At 39.5% G+C, this 21,107-nt stretch carries 20 protein-coding genes; 3 read left to right on the forward strand and 17 right to left on the reverse strand.

The features are described from left to right. The first annotated feature begins 26 nt into the window (after positions 1-26). From BP27_RS0104075 to BP27_RS0104085, 3 genes are read left to right on the forward strand one after another with little or no spacing between them, the layout of a single operon-like run. The gene (locus BP27_RS0104075) at positions 27-824 is read left to right on the forward strand and encodes a glycosyltransferase family 2 protein (protein ID WP_027850464.1); all 798 of its coding nucleotides are present in this window, start codon (positions 27-29) and stop codon (positions 822-824) included. After that, positions 821-1,867, forward strand: a complete 1,047-nt coding sequence (locus tag BP27_RS0104080) for a CDP-glycerol glycerophosphotransferase family protein (protein ID WP_036239347.1) — start codon at positions 821-823, stop codon at positions 1,865-1,867. Before BP27_RS0104075 ends, BP27_RS0104080 begins: the two co-directional genes overlap by 4 nt. A gap of 33 nt (positions 1,868-1,900) precedes the next feature. Next, a complete protein-coding gene (locus BP27_RS0104085; protein WP_036239348.1) occupies positions 1,901-2,980 on the forward strand; it encodes a glycosyltransferase in 1,080 nt (359 codons plus the stop codon). Here BP27_RS0104085 and BP27_RS0104090 read toward each other — a convergent pair. The 17 genes from BP27_RS0104090 to BP27_RS0104170 form a co-directional block, all read right to left on the reverse strand. Further along, entirely contained in the window at positions 2,977-4,191 is a 1,215-nt protein-coding gene (locus tag BP27_RS0104090) for a nucleotide sugar dehydrogenase (protein ID WP_027850467.1), read from the reverse strand. The genes BP27_RS0104085 and BP27_RS0104090 overlap by 4 nt on opposite strands. Positions 4,192-4,195: 4 nt before the next feature. After that, on the reverse strand, positions 4,196-5,161 hold the full coding sequence (locus BP27_RS0104095; protein WP_027850468.1) for an NAD-dependent epimerase: 966 nt from the start codon (positions 5,159-5,161) through the stop codon (positions 4,196-4,198). A gap of 140 nt (positions 5,162-5,301) precedes the next feature. Then, positions 5,302-7,404 (reverse strand): S8 family peptidase, encoded by a 2,103-nt coding sequence (locus BP27_RS0104100; protein WP_027850469.1) that lies wholly within the window; start codon positions 7,402-7,404, stop codon positions 5,302-5,304. Between the two features lie 83 nt (positions 7,405-7,487). After that, positions 7,488-8,942 carry a hypothetical protein gene (locus BP27_RS16670; RefSeq protein ID WP_051610277.1) on the reverse strand — a complete coding sequence of 485 codons (1,455 nt, stop codon included), beginning with the start codon at positions 8,940-8,942 and terminating at the stop codon, positions 7,488-7,490. 238 nt (positions 8,943-9,180) lie between these two features. Continuing rightward, entirely contained in the window at positions 9,181-9,918 is a 738-nt protein-coding gene (gene nagB / locus BP27_RS0104110) for a glucosamine-6-phosphate deaminase (protein ID WP_027850470.1), read from the reverse strand. 31 nt (positions 9,919-9,949) lie between these two features. Beyond that, on the reverse strand, positions 9,950-10,951 hold the full coding sequence (gene galE / locus BP27_RS0104115; RefSeq protein WP_027850471.1) for a UDP-glucose 4-epimerase GalE: 1,002 nt from the start codon (positions 10,949-10,951) through the stop codon (positions 9,950-9,952). Between the two features lie 121 nt (positions 10,952-11,072). Continuing rightward, entirely contained in the window at positions 11,073-11,588 is a 516-nt protein-coding gene (locus BP27_RS16675) for an RloB domain-containing protein (protein ID WP_051610279.1), read from the reverse strand. A 2-nt stretch (positions 11,589-11,590) separates the two neighbouring features. Next, positions 11,591-12,781, reverse strand: a complete 1,191-nt coding sequence (locus tag BP27_RS0104125; RefSeq protein ID WP_027850472.1) for an AAA family ATPase — start codon at positions 12,779-12,781, stop codon at positions 11,591-11,593. A 114-nt stretch (positions 12,782-12,895) separates the two neighbouring features. Then, a complete protein-coding gene (locus BP27_RS17240) occupies positions 12,896-13,042 on the reverse strand; it encodes a hypothetical protein (RefSeq protein ID WP_160169814.1) in 147 nt (48 codons plus the stop codon). A 5-nt stretch (positions 13,043-13,047) separates the two neighbouring features. After that, the gene (locus tag BP27_RS0104135) at positions 13,048-15,039 is read right to left on the reverse strand and encodes a polysaccharide biosynthesis protein (protein ID WP_027850473.1); all 1,992 of its coding nucleotides are present in this window, start codon (positions 15,037-15,039) and stop codon (positions 13,048-13,050) included. Between the two features lie 12 nt (positions 15,040-15,051). Further along, positions 15,052-16,209 (reverse strand): DegT/DnrJ/EryC1/StrS family aminotransferase, encoded by a 1,158-nt coding sequence (locus BP27_RS0104140; RefSeq protein WP_027850474.1) that lies wholly within the window; start codon positions 16,207-16,209, stop codon positions 15,052-15,054. Positions 16,210-16,218: 9 nt separating this feature from the next. After that, positions 16,219-16,713 carry a hypothetical protein gene (locus BP27_RS0104145; RefSeq protein ID WP_027850475.1) on the reverse strand — a complete coding sequence of 165 codons (495 nt, stop codon included), beginning with the start codon at positions 16,711-16,713 and terminating at the stop codon, positions 16,219-16,221. 3 nt (positions 16,714-16,716) lie between these two features. Beyond that, positions 16,717-17,976, reverse strand: a complete 1,260-nt coding sequence (locus BP27_RS0104150) for an AAA family ATPase (protein ID WP_027850476.1) — start codon at positions 17,974-17,976, stop codon at positions 16,717-16,719. Between the two features lie 65 nt (positions 17,977-18,041). Then, positions 18,042-18,683: an acetyltransferase gene (locus tag BP27_RS0104155; protein WP_027850477.1), complete on the reverse strand. Its 642-nt coding sequence runs from the start codon at positions 18,681-18,683 to the stop codon at positions 18,042-18,044. 19 nt (positions 18,684-18,702) lie between these two features. After that, positions 18,703-19,299, reverse strand: coding sequence for a sugar transferase (locus BP27_RS0104160; RefSeq protein ID WP_027850478.1), 597 nt, complete (start codon positions 19,297-19,299; stop codon positions 18,703-18,705). A 61-nt stretch (positions 19,300-19,360) separates the two neighbouring features. Next, positions 19,361-20,569, reverse strand: coding sequence for a nucleotidyltransferase family protein (locus BP27_RS15165; protein WP_051610281.1), 1,209 nt, complete (start codon positions 20,567-20,569; stop codon positions 19,361-19,363). A 10-nt stretch (positions 20,570-20,579) separates the two neighbouring features. Then, entirely contained in the window at positions 20,580-21,047 is a 468-nt protein-coding gene (locus BP27_RS0104170; RefSeq protein ID WP_027850479.1) for a Panacea domain-containing protein, read from the reverse strand. Positions 21,048-21,107 lie beyond the last annotated feature (60 nt).

Consider the following 21,107-nt stretch of genomic DNA (forward strand, 5'->3'; position numbering starts at 1 on the left):
AATCAATAACGTAAGGGTATTTATTCATGGTTAAAGAAAAAACACACACACTTTCTGTTTGTGTCATTACCAAAAATGAAGCTGATCGAATACGCACTTGTTTAGATTCAGTCAAACACCTAGCTGATGAAATAGTTATTTTAGACAGCGGCAGTACTGATAACACAGTTGAGATTATTCGAGAGTACACAGACCAAGTTGAAGTAACCGATTGGCCAGGTTTCGGCCCACAAAAACAACGTTGCTTAGAAAAAGCTAAAATGGATTGGGTACTGTTTATTGATGCTGATGAATCTTTAGATGCAACGGCACAAAAAGCACTTGCTAAACTGCTTACACAAGAAACGATAGAAGAAGTAGCCTTTACAATTAAATGGGGTGTAGTAAGGCATGGAAAGATGTTACGTTTTGGTCGCAGCGGTCGGGCACCATTACGCTTATTTATAAGAGAAGGCTCCAGCTTTAGCCCAGACCAAGTACACGAAAAAGTAATTCATCCAAAGGGGAAAGTAAGCCGTTTACCCGGTATTTTGATGCATCACACTGTAAGAAACTATGGTGAAGCATTAGCTAAAAATGCTAAGTACGGCTGGTTAGGGAGCCAAAAATATTTTGAAAGAGGTCGGCGCAACCACAGCCTTGCATTAGTTATACTGAGGTCTTACTGGACTTTTTTTCATATCTTCATATTACGAGGTGGTTTTTTAGATGGGAGAGTAGGACTATTAGTTGCATTAGACTACATGCAAACCAACTTTGCTAAACATGCTGGACTATGGACCTTAACCCAAGAAGAAAAATTAAAAAAGAACACACCCGTATGAAAAAACGCTATGTATTTTTTGTTAATGCAGCCTACTGCTATGCAGTTTTTAGACCTGTACAAGAAGCTATTTGGGAAGAAGGAAATGAAGTAGCTTGGTTTTTCACCAAAGATACACCTATCAACCTTTTAGCAAATGAAAAGCTTCTAGTTAATGAAAAAGAAGTGAAGGACTTCGCACCCGATGTAATATTTGGTGCTGGCGACTGGATACCTTACTATTTACCAGGGTTAAAGGTCATGCTTTTTCATGGTCTATCCATTAATAAGCGAGACTCCAAAAATAACGCTCACTTCAACATAAGGGGTTGGTATGACCTTTATTGCACTCATGCAGAACACGATACGAATACCTTTAGCAAGTTGGCAGAAAAACATAAAAACTTTTATGTTATAAAAACAGGTTGGCCTAAGTTAGACCCATTATTTAATAGCCAAACAGAACAAACCAAACCAAAGACAAAACAGGCAAAAATTTTATTTTTTGCATCTACCTTCTCACCATCCATTACTGCTGCGCCAGCTGTGGCTGATGAACTAAAAAGTATTTCCAATCTTCCTGGTTGGAAGGTTATAGCCACGCTACACCCCCTTATGGATCAAGATGTTGTCGAAAAATACTTAACAATGCAAGATGATAGCTTTGTCTTCTTGCAGCCTGACGCAGATCTCTACGATGCCATGACTCAAGCTGATATTATGATCTGCGACACCTCGTCTATTATGTACGAGTTCATGTTTCTTAATAAACCAGTAATAACATTTAAAACACGCAACCCAGGTCCATTTTTAACGGACACACAAAAAGTATCAGATATACTTCCTACATTAAAAGCACTAACAAAAGACGCTACAAAACAGTTATCTGAAGCTGAGCAAGTTTGTAAAAACCTTCATAGTTACAAAGATGGTAAATCTAGCCAACGCGTTCTTCGTGCTGTTGATGAAGTATTAGAGCAAGGCTTAGGTAAACTAAAACGTAAGCCATTAAACTTATTGCGTAAACTTAAACTAAGAAAGCGTTTAGGTTACTGGGGCTTTTGAAACAATACTATTTTTCTAAAAGATGAGATACCAATGAAAGTATTATTTGTTACCGATAAATGCGATCGCCCAGAAAGCGAGTTATTTATAGCCCTTTCTAAGAAAGTTAAGGTCACTGTTATGTGTAATCCAGATGGGCGTAACTATCCACTACTTAAAGCTGCTGGCGTTAATTTAATAGATTTAAAAATCACAGGACGCTTCGACAAACAAGGCACTGAAAAAATAAAACAAGCGTTATACGCAGGTGACTATGATCTACTACATGCTTTTAACTCCCGAGCTGTCACCTGTGCAATAAAAGCCGGGAAGAAGCATCGCGTAAAAATCTTAGGTTATCGTGGTGTAACAACTAATATGAGCTACACCCAGCCAGAAAACTGGTTTAGCTTTTTACACCCGTGTTTAGATGGTGTTTTTTGTGTAGCCGAAGCTGTTCGACAAGCCATGCTAAAGGCTCGCTTCTTATGGTTGCGTATTCCACCTAAAAAGCTAAAAACCATTTACAAGGGTCATAAACCAGAATGGTATACTGGTGAGCCAGCTGACTTAGCTCGGTTTAATTTACCCAAAAATAGCCAAGTTCTAAGCTGTATTAGTAGAAACAGTATGCATAAAGGCATACCCACTTTACTTGAAGCGTTTGATTCACTTCCTTCAGAATTAAATGCCCACCTACTGCTGATAGGTGATATTGATAAAAACCAACAAGCTCACCAACGAGCAAGCCAGTGCAAACACCCAGAAAGGATTCATTTTACTGGCTATATAAACAACCCAACTGATGTTATTCGTGCATCCGATTTGCTAGTGTCTGCTTCTAAAAGCGGTGAGGGTTTACCTAGAGTGGTAGTGGAAGCCATGTGTGTAGAAACCCCTGTAGTAGCAACCGATGCAGGCGGCACACCTGAAATAGTATTAAACAACAAAACAGGCTTATTAGTTAAGCAAGGCAATAGCGAACAACTAAAAGAAGCTATTATGCAAACCTTCCAAAACCCAGATGCAACCCAACAAAGAGTTGCGACTGCACTTAAACGTATAAATACTGTTTTCGATGCCGAAACCACAGCCCAAAGAACTTTAGAATGGTATAAAAGCTTAATTGCTTAAGCATCACTCTGAAACAAGTCTCTGGTATAAACTTTGTCTTTTACATCTAACAGGTCTTCACTTAACCGGTTAGCCACTATCACGCTACTTTGCTGCTTAAACTCTTCTAAGTCTGTAATTACACGTGAGTTGTAAAAGTGGCTTTCTTGCAGTACGGGCTCGTAAACAACTACTTCAATACCTTTGGCTTTTATGCGTTTCATAACGCCCTGAATGGCTGAGGCTCTAAAATTATCGGAGCCTTCTTTCATTACCAAGCGGTAGATGCCTACTAGGGGAGATTGCTTCGCTTCGCTCGCAATGACGGTTAAGCGTTTAATAATACTTTCCGCTATAAAATCTTTACGGGTGCGGTTGGCATCAACAATGGCACCAATAATGTTGTTGGGTACTTGGTCGTAGTTGGCTAATAGCTGCTTGGTGTCTTTGGGTAGGCAGTAGCCACCATAGCCAAAACTGGGGTTGTTGTAATGATCACCAATGCGTGGGTCTAAGCCTACGCCTTCAATAATTTGTTTAGCATCTAAACCATTCACGGCGCAATAGCTATCTAGCTCGTTAAAGTAGGCCACACGCATGGCTAGGTAGGTGTTGCTAAATAGCTTGATTCCTTCTGCTTCGGTGCTGTTGGTAAGCAACACAGGAACATTTTGCTTAATTGCCCCTTCTTGTAGCAGTTTGGCAAAGGTTTTTGCCGCCTCGGTTTGCGCCCCAACAATAATACGGCTGGGATAAAGGTTGTCATAAAGTGCTTTACCTTCACGCAAAAATTCGGGGCTAAAAATAATTTCAGGTGTTTGCTTACCGCTTTGCTCTTTTGTATTTTCAATAGTGGCGGCAGTAAAACCAACCGGTACGGTCGATTTAATAATAATGCTAGCGGCAGGGTTTATTTTTGTTACATCTGCTATAACGCCTTCTACGCTACTGGTGTCAAAATAGTTGGTTTTTGGGTCATAGTTGGTTGGCGTAGCAATAATCACAAAATCTGCATTTTGGTAAGCTTCTTGTGTATTTAAGGTGGCAGTTAGGTTTAATGCTTTATTGGTTAAAAAGTCTGTAATTTCTGCATCTTCTATTGGAGATATACCTTGATTAATAAGCTTAACTTTTTCTTCATCTAGGTCTAAAGCCACCACTTGGTTATGCTGGGCTAAAAGGACCGCGTTGGATAAACCCACATAACCTGTACCTGCTACTGCTATTTTCATGCGTTTAAATCCTTCTGTATTCTTTATACCAATCAACAAATTTTGTAATGCCGTCTTCTATTTCAGTTTGTGGCTTGTAACCGACCGAGGCTTCTAAACGGCTAGTGTCGGCGTAGGTGCGCTCTACATCGCCTGGCTGCATACCGAGCATAATTTTTTCGGCTTTTTTACCGCAGGCGGTTTCAATGGCTTGAATAAAGCGTGCTAGTTGAATGGGTTCGTTATTGCCTATGTTAAAAATTTGGTAAGGAATGGCTTGTTCTGGAGACTTGTCGGCTATGCGGATAACGCCTTCGACTATATCGTCTATGTAGGTGAAGTCGCGCATCATTTTGCCTTGGTTAAACACTTTTATCGGCTCGCCTTTAAGAATAGCTTCTGTAAACAACCAAGGCGCCATATCCGGGCGACCAGCTGGGCCATAAACCGTAAAAAACCGTAGCCCAGTAGTGGGAAGGTTATAAAGTTTGGAATAGCTATGCGCCATTAACTCATTGGCTTTTTTGGTCGCCGCATAGAGCGAAACAGGGTTATCGACCTGGTCTGCTTCACTAAAGGGAATTTTATCATTCATGCCATACACAGAACTCGATGAGGCATAAACCAAATGCTGTACCTTATTATGACGGCAGCCTTCTAATATGGTGGTCATGCCCACTAGGTTGCTGTCGATATAATCAAACGGCGCTTCTATTGAATAACGTACACCCGCTTGAGCAGCTAGGTGAATAACTCGCTCAAACTGCTCAGTTTTAAACAATTCCGCCATGCCTTCACGGTCGGCCAAATCTAATTTAACAAATTTAAAGTTAGCAAAAGGTTTTAGCTGTTCAAGCCGATACTGCTTTAACTCCGGCTCGTAATAGCTGTTTAGGTTATCTAAACCCACAACCTCATGGCCTTGCTCTAACAAACGCTTGGCGGTGTACATGCCAATAAAGCCGGCAGCGCCAGTGACTAGGTGTTTCATTACACAGCTCTATAAAATAAAAAGAGTAATTTTAACATAAAGATAGCCATTGGTACGCTTAACTAACATAAGAAGAAAAAACTAGCTTACATCACCTGCTAGTGACATACCCTCTGGCAGGAAAGTTAATCAACTAACTTCTAACGTAAAATTTTTACCAAAAAATCTAAACACCAACGTACTAAACCTTGTAATTTTGGTTTATCCGCAATCCATAGAGCCAAAGCAGGTGAATGCTTGTAATAAAATGCTGTCAGCTTTTTTCCTAACTCGGAATGCATCAAAACATCATCCCTAAATTGACGTAATACCATTACCTCTGGAGCATAAACATCACCATAAACCTGACTAGCTATGTAACAACTGTTTGAAGAACTGGATATCTCTGCGCTTGTACTAACTTGTGGTAACAACCAAAGCTGCTGTAGTGGAGCCGCAAGAGATGACCACTTCTCTGGCTCTTCAACCAGCCAGCTAACATTAGTTTCCGAATGTACAAGATAACCATTAGCGGTAGTTAATTCTTTCACTTCTCCCAGAGCATTGACTGCCTGCATACCTAAAACTTGTAATCTTGGAGCACCAGAAAACTTGAGATCCCAAATTCCAGATAAGTTACTTCCACTAATTACTAACGCTGTCTGATCTTGATATTGCTGTGTAGACAAAAACCAAGGTTGGTTATTACCATCAAGCCTAGTGATTGCTAGGCTTAGGTTTTCCCATTTAACTTCACAGTGCGAACCAACACAATAACCTGACTTTTCCGGCAAGCTATTAGCAACCATCAAAGTAAAATCCAGTGGTTTTAACTCATGGCTATCTGTAATAAATTCTAGGCTGCCATCCCTCCAACTTTCTGGCAAGATAACCAAAACCGCCTCCATTTCAGGCTTGTAACTAAAAGCAAGCTCTTTAACTGGTTTTAAATCTTTAAGGTTATGAAAGTTAACACCAACAACTTCATCCATTTTATAACCAGAAATATATATAGCATCAACGTCTTCTTGCCACTTATAATTAAACCATGCAGGTTTAAATAATTGTTCAGGAGTTAACGATAGAGAGTTACCAGTAGATAAAATGCCTGCATATTTCAGCTTGCCTTGTAAAGCGTCTGAGTAATTAAGACTATTAATTATTGCAGCACGAAAAGCTTCTGGTGGTAAATTAAAGTGCTGATATTTCTGCATTAAGGCGGCCAATGTTGCAGTTACCAAAGGAGTGGACATTGAAGTACCAGAAGAAACTGCGTAACCATCTTCAGTATCAGTCATTAACCAGGTGCTTAAAAGCTTTTCACCTGGGGCGGAAAAATCAACCAGCTGATAACCAAAGTTACTCGAGTCTGCTAAAAAACCACCACTATTAACATTTGCAACACTTATAACATTAGAAAAGTCTTTACTGTAAGCTGCCGGATAGCTTGGGCTAGTATCTAACTGCAAGCCACTATTTCCGGCTGCCACTACAACAAATTGCCCTTGCTTGCCTAATTCATTAATTGCAGTGCGTAAGCTAAAACTACTATTAGTGGTTAAAGATAAGTTTATTAAGGGAATAGCTTCACGCCCAGAATCTAGGATTGATTCTAGCGCTTCAATTACTCCAGAAACACTACCAAAACCATCTTGTTCAATTACCTTGTAATTATGCAAGCTAGCAGAATAACACAGGCCGGCAACAACTTCGGAGGGATCATTTAATTGCTGTCTACTTGCGCCGATTAACCCGGCTACATGAGTACCATGCCCATTATCGTCTTCAGCACTAGCAGTATTATCTATATAATTTTTGTGGGAAATAAAGTTAATAAATTGCAATGTCGAGTGATTACTAGCTATACCAGTATCTAATACAGCTATAGGTATATCATGACAAGCATATTGTTCTACATACTCATTAATAGTTACTAAATCTAATTGTTGAAAGTGCGCAGGAAGTTGAGAATCTGCTTGAATTTCGACAGCAGCATCAAGCTCAACAGAAATAACATTTGGCTTTAGCATCAGTTTTTGTATTAGCTTCAAGCGTTGCTGCCGATTAGGAACCTGATACAGATAAATTTCTTTCGTTTTAGTGTTAAATATTTTCTTACCAAACACCAAGGTAGATTTTTGTGTCGATGTTTGTGGTAATTCTAAACTCTGCTGCGAATAACCTTTTTTCCAAGTAACTATTACCCCTTCAGCAAATAGGCTATTAAATGGAAGCAGTAAAAGAACAAATAACCAGATGCGCATACACTTCACTATTATCTAGCTTTTATCTTATTAAAAAAAACAACCCTCTCAAAAGAGAAGGTTGTTTAAAAATCACATAATAATTAATTAGAACATGCTTCTACACGAGTAAGATCATGGAACTTATAATTATAGTCTCTACCCGATCCATAAAATATAGTGTTAGCAAGAAAAGCATCACTTACTTTTAATGTACCATTTTCTAACTTAAACCCGGTAGGTAAATAATCCAGTGTTAAAAAATCAAATTCACCATCAATAACTAAACAGCCTGTTACATCACTTTCTGTATCTGTGTATTCCCAACTACCCATATAATCTTCTATGGGCAATCTATTAGCCAATTTAGCATTAAGATTTTCATCTACCTTGATCGTATGTATTATATGCGTACCACGCGCAGGGTCACATTGCTCTACTGCATTCACAGCTCCAACTCTACAATCAGATACATCATTATCTCTAAAGCTTCCACCATTTCTGGCAGTTGGATTAAATTTACCTTCGTAAAATTGAGAGTCTTGCCCTTCTACGTTAACAGTCAAAAAATAGTTGGTTGCTTCATCATAACGACCATTTGCGAAGAAATTAACGGCCACATCGTAATCACCCTCTAGCATTTTATAGGCAAAAGTAATGTTTTCTGGGCCGTATTGGATAACGTTATCTTTATCCAACCAACCTAAAGATTCTGATGAAATACGGTTTGCATAGTAAATTTTTTCACTAAAAATCCCCATGCCTGCAGTATTACTATTTTCCCAACCTGGTTCTAAAACATACAAGTCAACATCATTGACACCATCCCAAGTTAAGGTTACTTGTATCGTGCTTGCAGCCACCGCCTCTACTACAAGCTTTATCTCATCATAATTACCAAAACTTCCACCACGATCAAGAAGCTGATTGAACGATAAATCAGCAACATTCGCTACTCTTGTGTTAACAAACAAAGGCATGACTCTGATAAATAAATCCCTAATATCTTCTTCAAGAATACCTTCGCTACTCCAGCCATTAATTCTGACAACTGCTTCCCTAACATTTGGAGCTTCAGTCGAAGCAATAGATACCTGCTTTTTTTCCAATTCGGCATAAGCTTTGAACTTGGGATGCGACTCATCTAACTGAACTGAAGAAATCATCGCCACTTCGGCTCTATCTGCTGCTTGAACAAAATGTTGCTCACCACCAGGTAGTTCTATTAAGAAACCAGCTACCTGTTCGCCTGCTGGTGGCGCTGCTTGCAGCCTCAATGGAAATACAGAACCTGAGGACACACGTACTTCTTCAGATAGTGAAAAAGAAGGCACATCATTTTTATTAGATTCTTCGTAAGCAACTCCAGACACCTGTTCAATTCCATCACCTTCCAAATGCATAAAGCTGGCAATATTTGCTTCTGTAACGACCTGAGGAGGTTGCTGGTTAGAGGTTTCATCAGATGAACCTGAGGAAGAACTACTATTACAAGCGGCTAGTAAAACTGTAAAGCCTATTGCTATAGCAATTCTTATTTTTAAAGCTATTTTTTTCATGCCCTTTCCTTATTTATTAGATAATCAATAGTGCCCACTTAAATGGATGCGTAATGATACAAAAACATTTTTAGCTTAGCATTGTTGCGCTATTTTTAGTGCCAAAACCACTTTATTTAAACCAAACTGTGACCAAGGTCACGGAATTTTAGACCTATTCAATTCCATTGAAAAAAAAGTTTAAATAACGGACAACTAGTATGACGGAGGGAGGCTGCCTAGTTGTTTAATCCTTATATTAAACAGAATTTGCTGGCAACAAAGCCGCTGCTTCTTTATCTAAAACAATGGTGACTTTGCTATGCTGTTTAAGTACAGATGCAGGTAAGGCTTCATTAACATCACTAGCATACAGCTCAGCCATAATTTCTGCTTTGTTGCTGCCAGTAGCGACAAGGAGTATTTCTTTAGCTTCTAAAATATCTTGAATGCCCAAAGTAATTGCATGGGTAGGCATTTGGCTTTTATCGGTAAAAAAGCGACTGTTATCTAGGCGAGTTTGTTCGGTCAGTTCTATTAAATGAGTACGGCTGCTAAAGCTGGTGTAGGGTTCATTAAATCCTATATGGCCATTAGAGCCTATCCCCAATAGCTGTAAATCTAGCCCGCCTACTTGTTTAATTATGTCTGAATAAGCTTGGCAGGCGGCTTCTATATCTTCTGCTAAACCATTGGGTAGGTTGTATCTACCTATCGGTGAACCTAGCCGGTTAAATAAATGTTCGCACATAAAGTAGTTATAGCTTTGTGCGTGTTCGCCGCTTAAACCTAGGTATTCATCTAGGTTAAAGGTGGTTAGCTGGGAAACATCTACAGGGTTGTTTTGTAACTTCTGAACCAAATGTGCATAAACCGGTTTCATAGTGCTGCCGGTTGCTAAGCCCAACACTGCATTAGGTTTTTCTTGTATTGTTTTTAAAATGCATTGCGAAGTGTAAGCAGATACTTCTTCGACAGTGTTGAATATTTTGTACATGCAATAGGGTCCTTGTTTGTTTAAATTGCCACTAAACTATATTTTGCTGCCAGCGCCAAGCATCTTGCATCATGTCATTTAAACCTTTTTTAGCCTGCCAGTTAAGTTCTTGTTTAGCTTTGCTTGGGTCAGAATAACAGGTGGCTATATCACCTGCTCTGCGCGGGCTAACTTGGTAAGCAATAGTTTTGCCACTGGCTTGTTCAAAGGCTTTTAGCATTTCGAATACGGAATATCCTTGGCCAGTACCTAAATTCCAGGTGTGTACACCTGCATGGTTTTGTAAATAGTTTAAGGCTGCAACATGGCCTTGGGCTAAATCGACAACGTGGATGTAATCTCTAACGCCTGTGCCATCTGGGGTGGGATAGTCATCACCAAAAATTGATAGCTGCTCTAATTTACCCACCGCAACTTGGGCAATGTAAGGTAATAAATTATTTGGAATGCCGTTGGGGTTTTCACCAATTAAGCCGCTGGAATGTGCGCCAACTGGGTTGAAGTAGCGAAGTAAAGCTATGCGCCAGCGGGAATCTGCCAAGGCTAGGTCGCGGAGTATTTCTTCAACCATTAATTTAGAGCGGCCATAAGGGTTGGTTGGCCTGCCGGTGGGGCAGTTTTCGCTAATCGGCATTTGCTCAGGCTCACCGTAGACAGTGGCCGAAGAGCTAAATACAAAATTAAAGACCCCTGCCGTTTGCATGGCTTGTAATAAAACCTGGGTACCGTGCACATTGTTATCGTAATAGAGCAAAGGCTCGGCAACACTTTCGCCCACCGCTTTTAAACCAGCAAAATGCACCACAGCTTGAAAAGTATGCTGGCTAAATAAGTTAGCTAAAAGGGCTTTATCACGAATATCGCCTTCTACAAAAGTCATAGGCTGGGCAGTAATTTGCTCAACCTTTTTTAAAACACCCGCCGTGGAATTGCAAAGATTATCTAACACCACCAACTGATAACCAGCGGCGGCTAATTCAACTAAAGTGTGCGAACCAATAAAACCAGCACCGCCTGTTATTAGAATTTTCATTTAAACATTTCCTGTCATTCTATGCTTTTCCCGTCATTGCGAACTATTCACCTGTCATTGCGAACGGAGTGAAGCAATCCATAGACTGCCACGGCCTACGGCCTCGCAGTGACGAAAAAACTCACCAACTCCCCTCGTACAGTTTCAATAAAGCATTCAAACCAACATTTACTCGCCTTAAACACTCAAGCATTTCTTTGGTACACCAACTTGCATAGCTATCTTTATTTAGCAGGTCTGCACTAATTACACCCACTAAAGCTTCTTTACAGCGTGCCGTTTCTGAAAATGATTTGTGGCCAAGCAATGCTAAAAACAAAGCTTCTATGCAGGGTTTATTACCTACTAGCAGCACACCGTGCTTTTTAGCGTCTTTTTTTAAAGCAGCTGTCCACTCAATATCTGTATCTAAAACAGCCACAACTCGGTCATAGCTTGCACGTTTTTGTCTGCTTATTGCTGTATTTAGAACATTTTCAGGGCCTTTACCCTGCGCATTCTCTACCTTTACGCTAGCACTGGATAATTCTCGGCAATAAAGCGCTTTCAAATAGTTTAAGAAAGCCACTTCTGTGTGTCCTTCACCCACTACTAGCAATGTTTTACGCTGTTTTCTTACCCGCCTTTGCTTTCTCATTACTAAATCTCCGGCACAGCACCATAGGCACCGGCCATATATTTAGCATAAAAATTATCATCAGAGCGCACGCCCTCAACTTCATCTAACCTAAATGCCTCTGTATTTAAGCACTCGTCCTTTTCAACCAGCAATAACTGCTCTTTCATCAACGAATTCAGTACTTCGTGGCTATGTGTAGAAAAGATCAACTGCGCATTATGCGGATTAGTTTCAGGCGAGATAAATAAGTCTAAAAACGCTGAAAGCATATGTGGATGAAGATCACTTTCTAATTCATCAATAATAGCCAAACCACCTGCCTCTAAAACAGGCAGCACTTTACTAAGCAAAGTAAAAGCTGATCGAGTACCACTAGATTCATCAAATAAAGGCAACTCATAAGCTTTATTTTTAATTTCATGCACACCAAAGGGAATATACAAAGTGTGCTCACGACCTTTTTCATCTGGCCTTTGCTGCTTATCTATGGTCACACCACTTAAGCCCAAATCCCAGTGAGCTAACAGCTGGCTTGCTGTCGCCAACGAGCGCTCACGACCATGCAAAGCTTCTGCAGCATTAAATAACTGATCAACACTACTAAGACTGTACTTACCCATAGCGGTGATATTACTCACCACATTTAGCTGAGAGAACCTAACGGCAAGCTCTACATTAAACTGTGCAGCCATAGCTATTAACGAGGCATTTTCACGAGCTCTGAGTGCTTCTTTTTCAGGCAAGTCAAACTCTGGTTTAGCCACTACTTCATAAACCTGGCTTTTATCGTTCCAATCACGTTTAAAAACATACATGAAACGATAACCATAGCGATGCAGCGATTCATGCAGCACACGCTTATTATTAAGCACTAAATCATAACGCCACCTTTTATCCATGGCTTCGAATTCAATACTAAATTCAGTGGGTTCATTCCTGCCCAAAAAGTGCGACGCAACGGGAATCTCATCGTTCGGTTTCTGAGAAAAAAAAGAATGGGAAATAAACCAGTGTAAAAAAGCTAGCGCCTTCAAAATACTTGTTTTACCACTGCCATTTGCACCAACAAGTGCCATCAACTTGTTTACGCGCGAACCATCAACGTCTTCCAGTGAGCGATAATCTTCTGGCACACGCTGATTCAACAGCAACGAAACTTCTAACTTTTCGTAAACTGAGTAAAAATTCTTAACGGAAAATTTTCTAAGCATTATTAAGCTCCTGTTCTTCACATGAGAACAATAGCACCAAAACGCATTTCAAACAATATTTATACCCAAACGCATTTACATGACAGCTTTCAGATATTCAACAATAAAAGCAAATTACCAAGCAGTAGTGTATTGCCAAGTTGCTTTGGTAGGTGCTGAGACTTTAAGTTGATGAGTTGTATTTTGCCAAACAGCCAGCCTACTAGCCAGCTGGGTAACAGACTTATAAAAAGCTAAAGCAATGGCTATTAATAACTGCATCAGGGTCACCTTTCAGTATTAACTGTGTCTTGCTTGTTTTTAAACACCAGGTCAACCAAACCACCCTGGGGTTGGTAGCCTTCAACTAGCTTGCGTAGCTGTTGGCGTATTTCAAGGCAGTTATCAGCCCGGGCTAATTGGTTAAGGGTGCCTAGGTGTTCGGTAAGGGTCTGCCAATCAATAAAGTCTTCATTGGCGCGCATAATTTTAGGGTGCTGGGTGTTGGTAACATTATCGCCTATCAGTAATTCTTCGTAGAGTTTTTCACCCAGGCGTAAACCAGTAAACTTAATTTCAATATCGCCGTCGGGGTTTTCTGGGTTACGAACACTTAAGCCGGTTAACATAATCATTTTTTGGGCTAAATCTAAAATTTTAACCGGCTCACCCATATCTAACACCAATACATCACCGCCCTGCCCCATAGAACCAGCTTGAATAACCAGCTGTGCGGCTTCGGGTATGGTCATAAAATAACGGGTAATTTTGGGGTGGGTAACGGTTAAACAATTACCGTCTTTAATTTGCTTGGTGAATAAAGGAATCACCGAACCAGAAGAACCCAACACATTACCAAAGCGCACCATGGTAAAGCGGGTAGTGTTTATATAGCTTTGCTTAGGTTCACGATCAAACAAAACCACTTCACGTTCTTGGCTAAGTGCTTGCAAAGTCATTTCCGCTAAGCGTTTAGTACTGCCCATCACATTGGTCGGGCGCACCGCCTTGTCGGTAGAGATCAGCACAAAGTTTTTAACCTGGGTGGCTATGGCTGCTTGGGCAGTGTTCAGCGTTCCAAACACATTATTAACAATGCCTTCCACCACATTCATTTCAACCAGAGGAACATGCTTATAAGCCGCTGCATGGTAAACAGTGTCTATCTGCCAGCAAGCCATGACTTCTTTTAAACGCCTAAAATTACGAATAGAACCTAAAATAGGAATCAGCTCTATCGACAAGGCTTGGTCTTCAATTAACTGCTGTAACTCGGTTTGAATGGCGTATAGATTAAACTCACTGTGCTCATACAAAACCAGCTTAAGCGCACCACTGGCTAAAATTTGTCGGCAAAGTTCAGAGCCTATCGACCCCCCTGCACCAGTCACCATTACATTTTGTTTTTTTATGCAGCGTTCAAATAACTGCCTATTGGGTTCTACTTCATCTCGCCCTAAAAGATCTGCAATATCAACGTCTTGAATATCTTGAACTTTAATTTTACCGCTGGCTAAATCCATAAAACCCGGAATGGTTCTAACATGCACCGGGTAGGGCGCAAGGCTTTCTAAAACCTCTTTACGCCTAGCACGGCTGGCTGAAGGAATGGCTAATAACACCTGGGTAGCGTTGGTTCTTCTAATCACCTTTTCTAGCTGCCTAGGCTTATATACCCTTAAACCCGCAATAGTGCGCCCATAAATGCTTGAGTCATCATCCACAAAAGCGATGGGCAGAATATCGCCACTTAAACGCAAAGCCGCAACTAGCTGGTTACCCGAAGAACCCGCCCCATAAATAATGACCCTAGGCAAATTGGTGTAAGACTGCTTAGAAGGCTTAAACTTTAAATAGTAGCTATTAGATAAAAAAACACGCATTAACCAACGTAAGCCACCCATGGTTAATAAGCTGAATACCCAATAATTAAAAACCACAGACCTAGGTACAGGGGTTGCTAGGCTTTCAAACCAATAAATAGCAAGGGCTAGCAATAATGCAGAAATAGAAATTGCATTAGTAATGGTTTTTAACGCATCAATATTAAAGTAACGAATAACCGCCCGGTACATACCAAAAGGAATAAAAACCATCACCGCAATAATAGGCGCCACTGCAAACAACCACAAGTGCTGATCTAGGTAAGGACCAACAGAATCAAAACCCACCCTAGCCACAAAAGCTAGCCATAAAGAAAGGCAGACTAAAGTTATGTCTGCCACTAGCTGTAAAAAACGCTTAGCCCAACGGGGCAAGCCTAAAAGAAGTTTTTTCATTCAATACTATCCTTAGTGTTCTGCCATGACTTCCTTTAACACTTTACAGGTTTTATCTATTTCTGCTTGAGTTAAGGTAGGGTGAACCAAAAACATTAGGCTAGTTTCCCCGAGTTGTTTAGCAACAGGCAAAGATTCTTTAGGCCTAAAACCCGTGTTATCAAAAGCTTTTTCTAAATAAACTTCTGAACAAGAACCCGAAAAACACGGTACACCGCGCTGGTTAATCTCCTGCATTATTTTATCACGCAAAGCGGCATCGCCTTCAACAAATACATAACACTTATAAGCAGCATGAAGAAAATCTTCGCCCACTTCGGCAACACGCAAGCCAGGTAACTGTTTGGCGGTTGCCCAAATTTGCTGGGCATAGTTTAACCGAGTTGTTTGCCACTCTTGCATACGCTTTAGTTGAATACGCCCAATGACCGCCTGCACTTCAGTCATACGCCAGTTAGTACCAAAGCTTTCATGCAACCAACGAAACCCAGGCGCGTGTTCACGCTCATAAACAGCCTCATAGCTTTTACCATGATCTTTATAAGACCACATTTTACGCCAAAGCTGTTCATTGTTAGTAGTGACCATGCCACCTTCGCCGCCCGTCGTCATAATTTTGTCTTGGCAAAAAGACCAACAACCCACATGACCAATAGAGCCAACCGCACGGCCTTTGTATTTAGCACCATGCGCCTGAGCACAGTCTTCAATAATGTACAGGTTATGCTTAGCGGCTAAAGCCATTAAGGCATCCATATCGGCAGGCATACCGGCTAAATGCACCACAACTATGGCTTTAGTTTTAGCAGTTAAAAAAGACTCAATCGTATGGGCTTCAATGTTTTGGCTGTTCAAGTCTACATCTGCAAACACAGGTGTAGCACCGGCATTTACAACGCTAGAAATAGACGCGATAAAAGTACGTGGGGTAACGATAACCTCATCACCTGCGCCAATGCCTAAAGCAATTAAGGCAACATCTAGCGCCAATGTACCGTTAGCCAAAGCAACAGCGTGTTTAGAATCAGCCCAAGCAGCAAATTCTTTTTCAAATTCACGGCACTCTTGACCAGTCCAATAGTTAACTTTATTAGAAAGAATCACATCACGAGCAGCATTGGCCTCTTCTTCAGTGAAAGAAGGCCAAGGAGAAAAAGGGGTGTTTAGCATAAAAATCTCTTAAATAGTAATTAAAGCTTCAAGCTTAAGTTCTGAACCTGTAGATAATTTGAATTCTTGCTTTAAAGCAGCCGTTTCCCGAACACGTGATCTTGGAACTTTTGGCCTTAACGAGTTACTTAAGTAGCATAGAGTTTCACTAGCTAGATTGGCTTCATATTGCTTATAAAGCTGCAAAGTACTTTTAAGTTGCTCTATTCCCGATGAAATCCAGCCGCTGTACCTACGCTCTTTTAGCTCTATAAAAAGCACCTTATTATTAGGTATCTTTATAGCTGCATCACAGCTTGAGATAACACCGCCATCAGCTTTTGTATAAACAATACATTTATCTATAGCGTAAAACGAAAGTTCTAGCGCACTAGTATTTTTGACAACTGCAATCCAATCTACTTTATTTTCAAAGTCAACAAATGCAGGACTGTCATTCTTATCGCAAACGCCAAACTCTTCTGCACTAACTAGCGTCAGGCATTTATCCTTAAAAAAACTCATTTCCTATCCTAAATCCAGCATTTTAGAAATATTCTCACTAATTTCATCAAATACGCTATTTAATGAATGTTCTTCAGAGATATAACCACCAGTTTTATTTAATAATTGAATATTTCCTGAATCATCGAGCACATAAACATTTGTGTCATCTAATGAAACTTCTGCACCAGTAGGTACCATTTTTCTAACTTCTGCTATTAAGTCAGTCGAAGCAAGCCCATCACCTAATATTTCTTCTAGCCGCACTAGAGTTTGCTTGGCTTCAATACAAAGTGCTACATAGCTTAAAATATAAGGGCTGTGTGAAGTAATCAGCAACTGGTTTTCAGAAATTTTATTTAAGTGCTGAATCAAACTAAACAAAGCTTTACGCTGAGAATCTGGGTGTAAGTTTTGCTCTGGCTCTTCAACAATATTTATAAAGCTTCCATAGTCGTACTGCTTCAACAGCTTATTAAGCTGCTCGTTTGTAGAAACATTAGGGTCAGTAGCATCACGATAAAGCCCTTTAGTAATTTTGATAAACCTATCAACAATATTTCGTTTCTGAACTTCGCTATAAACCTCATGTGAAGGGTCGTCAGTTCGATTCAACACATAGTTAGATAAAAACTCTGTCACCAAAAATAGCGGCACATAGCTTTGATAGCCGCTTGAGCCATGCAAAAGATTGGTTTCATAATCACTGCCAACTAATAACGAGATAGCATTTTTTTCTGAATACTTAAAACTTAACCTACCTATAGGAATAAGCACTTCCTTTCGGCTTTGTGCCCACTGTTTGGCGTGTTCATATTCTTTTAAAAAAGTTGCTAGTGGTTTTGGCAAGCCTTCAATATATTCAACCTTAGGAATAGACGTAAGAAAATTACGCTCTGCTGGCACATACATAATTTTTGGCATTAAAAAATCTGCTTGTTCAGATAACTGTGTAGCAGAAAACTTGCCATTTTCTAGTTTAAACTCACAAGCTTTACCAACAAAGTGAATATAAGAGTTATCCCTAAAGTAGCTTTGAATACCCTGATAAGAGATTACTTCTTTTAAAAAATAGCCCGATTTTTGGCATTGCTCAAGACTGACTTCTTCACGCACCACGGCTTTTTCTAACCAAAGTAACGATGAGTATATTTTAGCAAGTGTACTTTTGCCTGAGCCTTGCGGTCCTAAAAAAATAGTTAAGCGATTTATATGGATAAACGAATCACCTAAACCGTTTTTAACAGGCCCAACATTTTTTACGATTAGCTTATTCATCGTCATATAATAACACTCTTATTTATAGCGTTAGCCCAAGCACTTACATTACTGATAATGGCAAAAGTTTTTTATTGCCTCACAAGCAACCTTGCAGGGTTTCCTATAACAGTAACACCAGCAGGTACGCTTTTTGTAACAACAGCGCCCATGCCGACAATAGCACCACGACCAATTGTTAAAGGTTTATCTGGTGTTCCTTGCTTAATAATTGCTCCAGTTCCTATGTAAGCATGATCTTCTATATGCACATTACCGTTACACTGCACCTTAGGTGCAAAAGTCACGAAATCTCCAATTACGCAATCGTGTGCTACATAGCTATAAATATTGGCATGAAACTGCTTACCAATTTTTATATTAGAAGTCAGTTGGGTGAAGTGGCAAAGTATGGAACCTTCACCTATTTCCACTTGATCTAGGATAATTGAGTTCGATGCTTGTACAGGTGCATTTTTTATATTGTCTTGCTTGCACTTAGCTTCTAAAGACTCGCGTATTTGACTATTGGCAATCGCAAATACTATAAATTTATCTGCTTGAGGTAAATCTAAAAAATCTTGGTAGCTGTAAATAGGATACCCATTCAACTTACTATCAACTAAGCCATCATCAACAAAACACAATTCAGTATTTACATATTGCTCACGAACTAGTGGCAATATCTCTCGACCAAACCCACTTGCACCATAGATACCAATAATTTTTTGCATCTACTTAAGTCCTTAATAATTATTTATCACAACCCGTAAACTTACTCATGGTCGCCTCACCTTTGGCACTAATTCCATCCTTAACCAATACTTTTTTAACCGTCAAAAACACAATCTTCAAATCCAACCAAAAAGAACGGTTGTCTACATACCAAACGTCCAGCTTAAATTTATCTTCCCAACTAATAGCATTGCGCCCATTAACTTGCGCCCAGCCGGTAACACCAGGACGCGCCTCGTGGCGGCGGTATTGCTCTTTAGAATACAAGGGTAGGTATTCCATTAACAAAGGCCGAGGCCCAACCAAACTCATATCGCCTTTAAGCACATTCCACAGCTCAGGTAATTCATCTAAACTGCTAGAACGTAAAAAAGCACCAAAGGGTGTCATACGTTCTTCGTCAGGTAAAGGCTTACCCTGTGAGTCTAGGGCATCACGCATGGTACGGAATTTAATCATTTCAAACGGCTTGCCATCTTTACCCGGGCGCACCTGACGAAATAAAACCGGCGAACCCAGCTTGCGACGAATTTTCCAAGCCACAAAAGCAATAACAGGGCTAAGGATAAGTAAGCCAAACAAAGAGGCGAAGATATCGAAGAGACGTTTAAGCATTAAAAAATCCGAATGAAACTACAATAAAAACAAAGAGCATGTTAAATTACAAAATATACCACTATAAGAACCTATTAATCAACTTAATAAATTGCGAGCAATCACCTGCATAATTAGGGTATGCTTTAGAAAGATTTATAATTGAAGATACAGATATTAAAAGAACATTAAATCCACTTATTTCTGAATAAAATTTTTCAAACTGATCATATATTAGAATAGCCTTTTTTTTATTATCTTCTAAAAACTTCTGCTCAATACTTCTTTTGCCATTATTTAGGTTAACAACCAATACCATCCATTCAATATCTTTATTGTTTTTTTCATTTTCTGATAGCTGGTCATTTAGCATGTTGAATGACTGCAAGCGTTGTATTGCATTCAGTTTATTCTCTAGCATTTTTAAATCAGTTTTTTTTCTTTCATATAAGCTTTTTTTTAAATGAATAAACCCCTCATCAAATGCAATCAAGTCACTCATTATCTTAAATAAGGCTTCCCATTGTTTTTGATTATAAGTCTTAGACTCATCTGGTGCATGAGAAAGGTTTTTTATTTGAGTATTTTCAAGTGTATCTACAATTTCTATAGTAGTAGCCCAAATATGCTGCTTATATGTGCGTAACTGAGCTTCTACTCTAAATTTTTTGCTAGCCCTATTTTGATAGCTAAAAACCAAATGAATACTACGGTAGCGGCAATCATTACTTTTAGGCTCTAAAATATAATCCTTAGTTGATAAGATTTCTAATCTACTAATTCCTAAAACTAATTTATTTATTTTATTTTGAAGGGCTCGTAACTCCGTTACGGTATTACAAATAAATCTACAACCTCCAATATCACTCATGTTGGTAACACACATAGAGTTTGTAGTACTTCCATCTAATGAAGGTCTTTGTAGCTTATTAACTATTGTATCAAGTTGTTTAAGACGCTTAGCAGCTGTAGGCGCTATTTTTAAATTATCTGAAGCTTTTTTTAAAACATAAAAGACTGTATCTAAAGGTTTTTGATGATCAGCTCTATACAGTCTAATAATTTTTTCAGCATTTTTTAAATCCCCCTCCGAGCGCCTTAATGCACGTCCAGCATTTTTAACGCTTTTATTGGAGTAGGAAGAAATTTCTGTAGTTTGCTCTAAGCACTCAAGGTAGGCCAGTATTTCGCTGGTTAGGTTAATATCTTCATCTACAATAAGATGACCTAAAGGTTCATCATCGGTGATTTCAAAGCTAAAATCTCTGACCTGACCTTTAGGCTCCTTCAAACTTTTCACCTTATAAGCAGTTTGTAAAACCTGACTCTTTAATTAAAGCATAGTGATTTTTAATAATCTCATCAGGAATGATTTTAAAGCCATTATCATTCCAAACTTGGTGCCATGGGCTGCCTGAACGATGTGTGAGTTCTACCAATTGTGGCCCAGAGTAATGACCGAGAACTTCTATAACCTGGCAAACAATTTTCTGACTAGCAACATCAAGCTGTACTTCAGAGTGTTCACTAATAAAGTCAGCACCATATTGTTTAAAGTTGAAATAGACCGAAGGTACTACAGGGCCATATTTCCATGCATGAACATCCTCTAAAATTAAAGGGCGGTCAAAATGCGCCAAAGAAACACCATGACAGACATACACAAGCTTTTGAATTTGTAAATTTGTGAACTGCTTACCTTGTTTTGCAGCTTGCTCAAGCAATACATAAGCTACGTCTATAGCTGAATATGTATGATACGCTTTCATAAGACTATCCCCACAAGTTAAGAACTTAAAGAAAAATACGAAAAACATTAAGTTGAACGC

The sequence above is a fragment of the Marinospirillum insulare DSM 21763 genome (assembly GCF_000686905.1).
In the GTDB taxonomy this organism is placed as follows: domain Bacteria; phylum Pseudomonadota; class Gammaproteobacteria; order Pseudomonadales; family Halomonadaceae; genus Marinospirillum; species Marinospirillum insulare.

What these genes read in the sequence shown, in the direction of transcription:
- BP27_RS0104090 (WP_027850467.1), bottom strand. Translation starts at nt 4,191, where the DNA reads ATGAAAATAGCAGTAGCAGGTACAGGTTATGTGGGTTTATCCAACGCG.
- galE (WP_027850471.1), bottom strand. Translation starts at nt 10,951, where the DNA reads ATGAAAATTCTAATAACAGGCGGTGCTGGTTTTATTGGTTCGCACACT.
- BP27_RS0104155 (WP_027850477.1), bottom strand. Translation starts at nt 18,683, where the DNA reads ATGCAAAAAATTATTGGTATCTATGGTGCAAGTGGGTTTGGTCGAGAG.
- nagB (WP_027850470.1), bottom strand. Translation starts at nt 9,918, where the DNA reads ATGTACAAAATATTCAACACTGTCGAAGAAGTATCTGCTTACACTTCG.
- BP27_RS0104095 (WP_027850468.1), bottom strand. Translation starts at nt 5,161, where the DNA reads ATGAAACACCTAGTCACTGGCGCTGCCGGCTTTATTGGCATGTACACC.
- BP27_RS0104135 (WP_027850473.1), bottom strand. Translation starts at nt 15,039, where the DNA reads ATGAAAAAACTTCTTTTAGGCTTGCCCCGTTGGGCTAAGCGTTTTTTA.
- BP27_RS0104145 (WP_027850475.1), bottom strand. Translation starts at nt 16,713, where the DNA reads ATGAGTTTTTTTAAGGATAAATGCCTGACGCTAGTTAGTGCAGAAGAG.
- BP27_RS0104085 (WP_036239348.1), top strand. Translation starts at nt 1,901, where the DNA reads ATGAAAGTATTATTTGTTACCGATAAATGCGATCGCCCAGAAAGCGAG.
- BP27_RS17240 (WP_160169814.1), bottom strand. Translation starts at nt 13,042, where the DNA reads ATGCAGTTATTAATAGCCATTGCTTTAGCTTTTTATAAGTCTGTTACC.
- BP27_RS0104150 (WP_027850476.1), bottom strand. Translation starts at nt 17,976, where the DNA reads ATGACGATGAATAAGCTAATCGTAAAAAATGTTGGGCCTGTTAAAAAC.
- BP27_RS0104170 (WP_027850479.1), bottom strand. Translation starts at nt 21,047, where the DNA reads ATGAAAGCGTATCATACATATTCAGCTATAGACGTAGCTTATGTATTG.
- BP27_RS0104160 (WP_027850478.1), bottom strand. Translation starts at nt 19,299, where the DNA reads ATGCTTAAACGTCTCTTCGATATCTTCGCCTCTTTGTTTGGCTTACTT.
- BP27_RS0104125 (WP_027850472.1), bottom strand. Translation starts at nt 12,781, where the DNA reads ATGCTTAGAAAATTTTCCGTTAAGAATTTTTACTCAGTTTACGAAAAG.
- BP27_RS0104140 (WP_027850474.1), bottom strand. Translation starts at nt 16,209, where the DNA reads ATGCTAAACACCCCTTTTTCTCCTTGGCCTTCTTTCACTGAAGAAGAG.
- BP27_RS16670 (WP_051610277.1), bottom strand. Translation starts at nt 8,942, where the DNA reads ATGAAAAAAATAGCTTTAAAAATAAGAATTGCTATAGCAATAGGCTTT.
- BP27_RS16675 (WP_051610279.1), bottom strand. Translation starts at nt 11,588, where the DNA reads ATGAGAAAGCAAAGGCGGGTAAGAAAACAGCGTAAAACATTGCTAGTA.
- BP27_RS0104080 (WP_036239347.1), top strand. Translation starts at nt 821, where the DNA reads ATGAAAAAACGCTATGTATTTTTTGTTAATGCAGCCTACTGCTATGCA.
- BP27_RS0104075 (WP_027850464.1), top strand. Translation starts at nt 27, where the DNA reads ATGGTTAAAGAAAAAACACACACACTTTCTGTTTGTGTCATTACCAAA.
- BP27_RS0104100 (WP_027850469.1), bottom strand. Translation starts at nt 7,404, where the DNA reads ATGCGCATCTGGTTATTTGTTCTTTTACTGCTTCCATTTAATAGCCTA.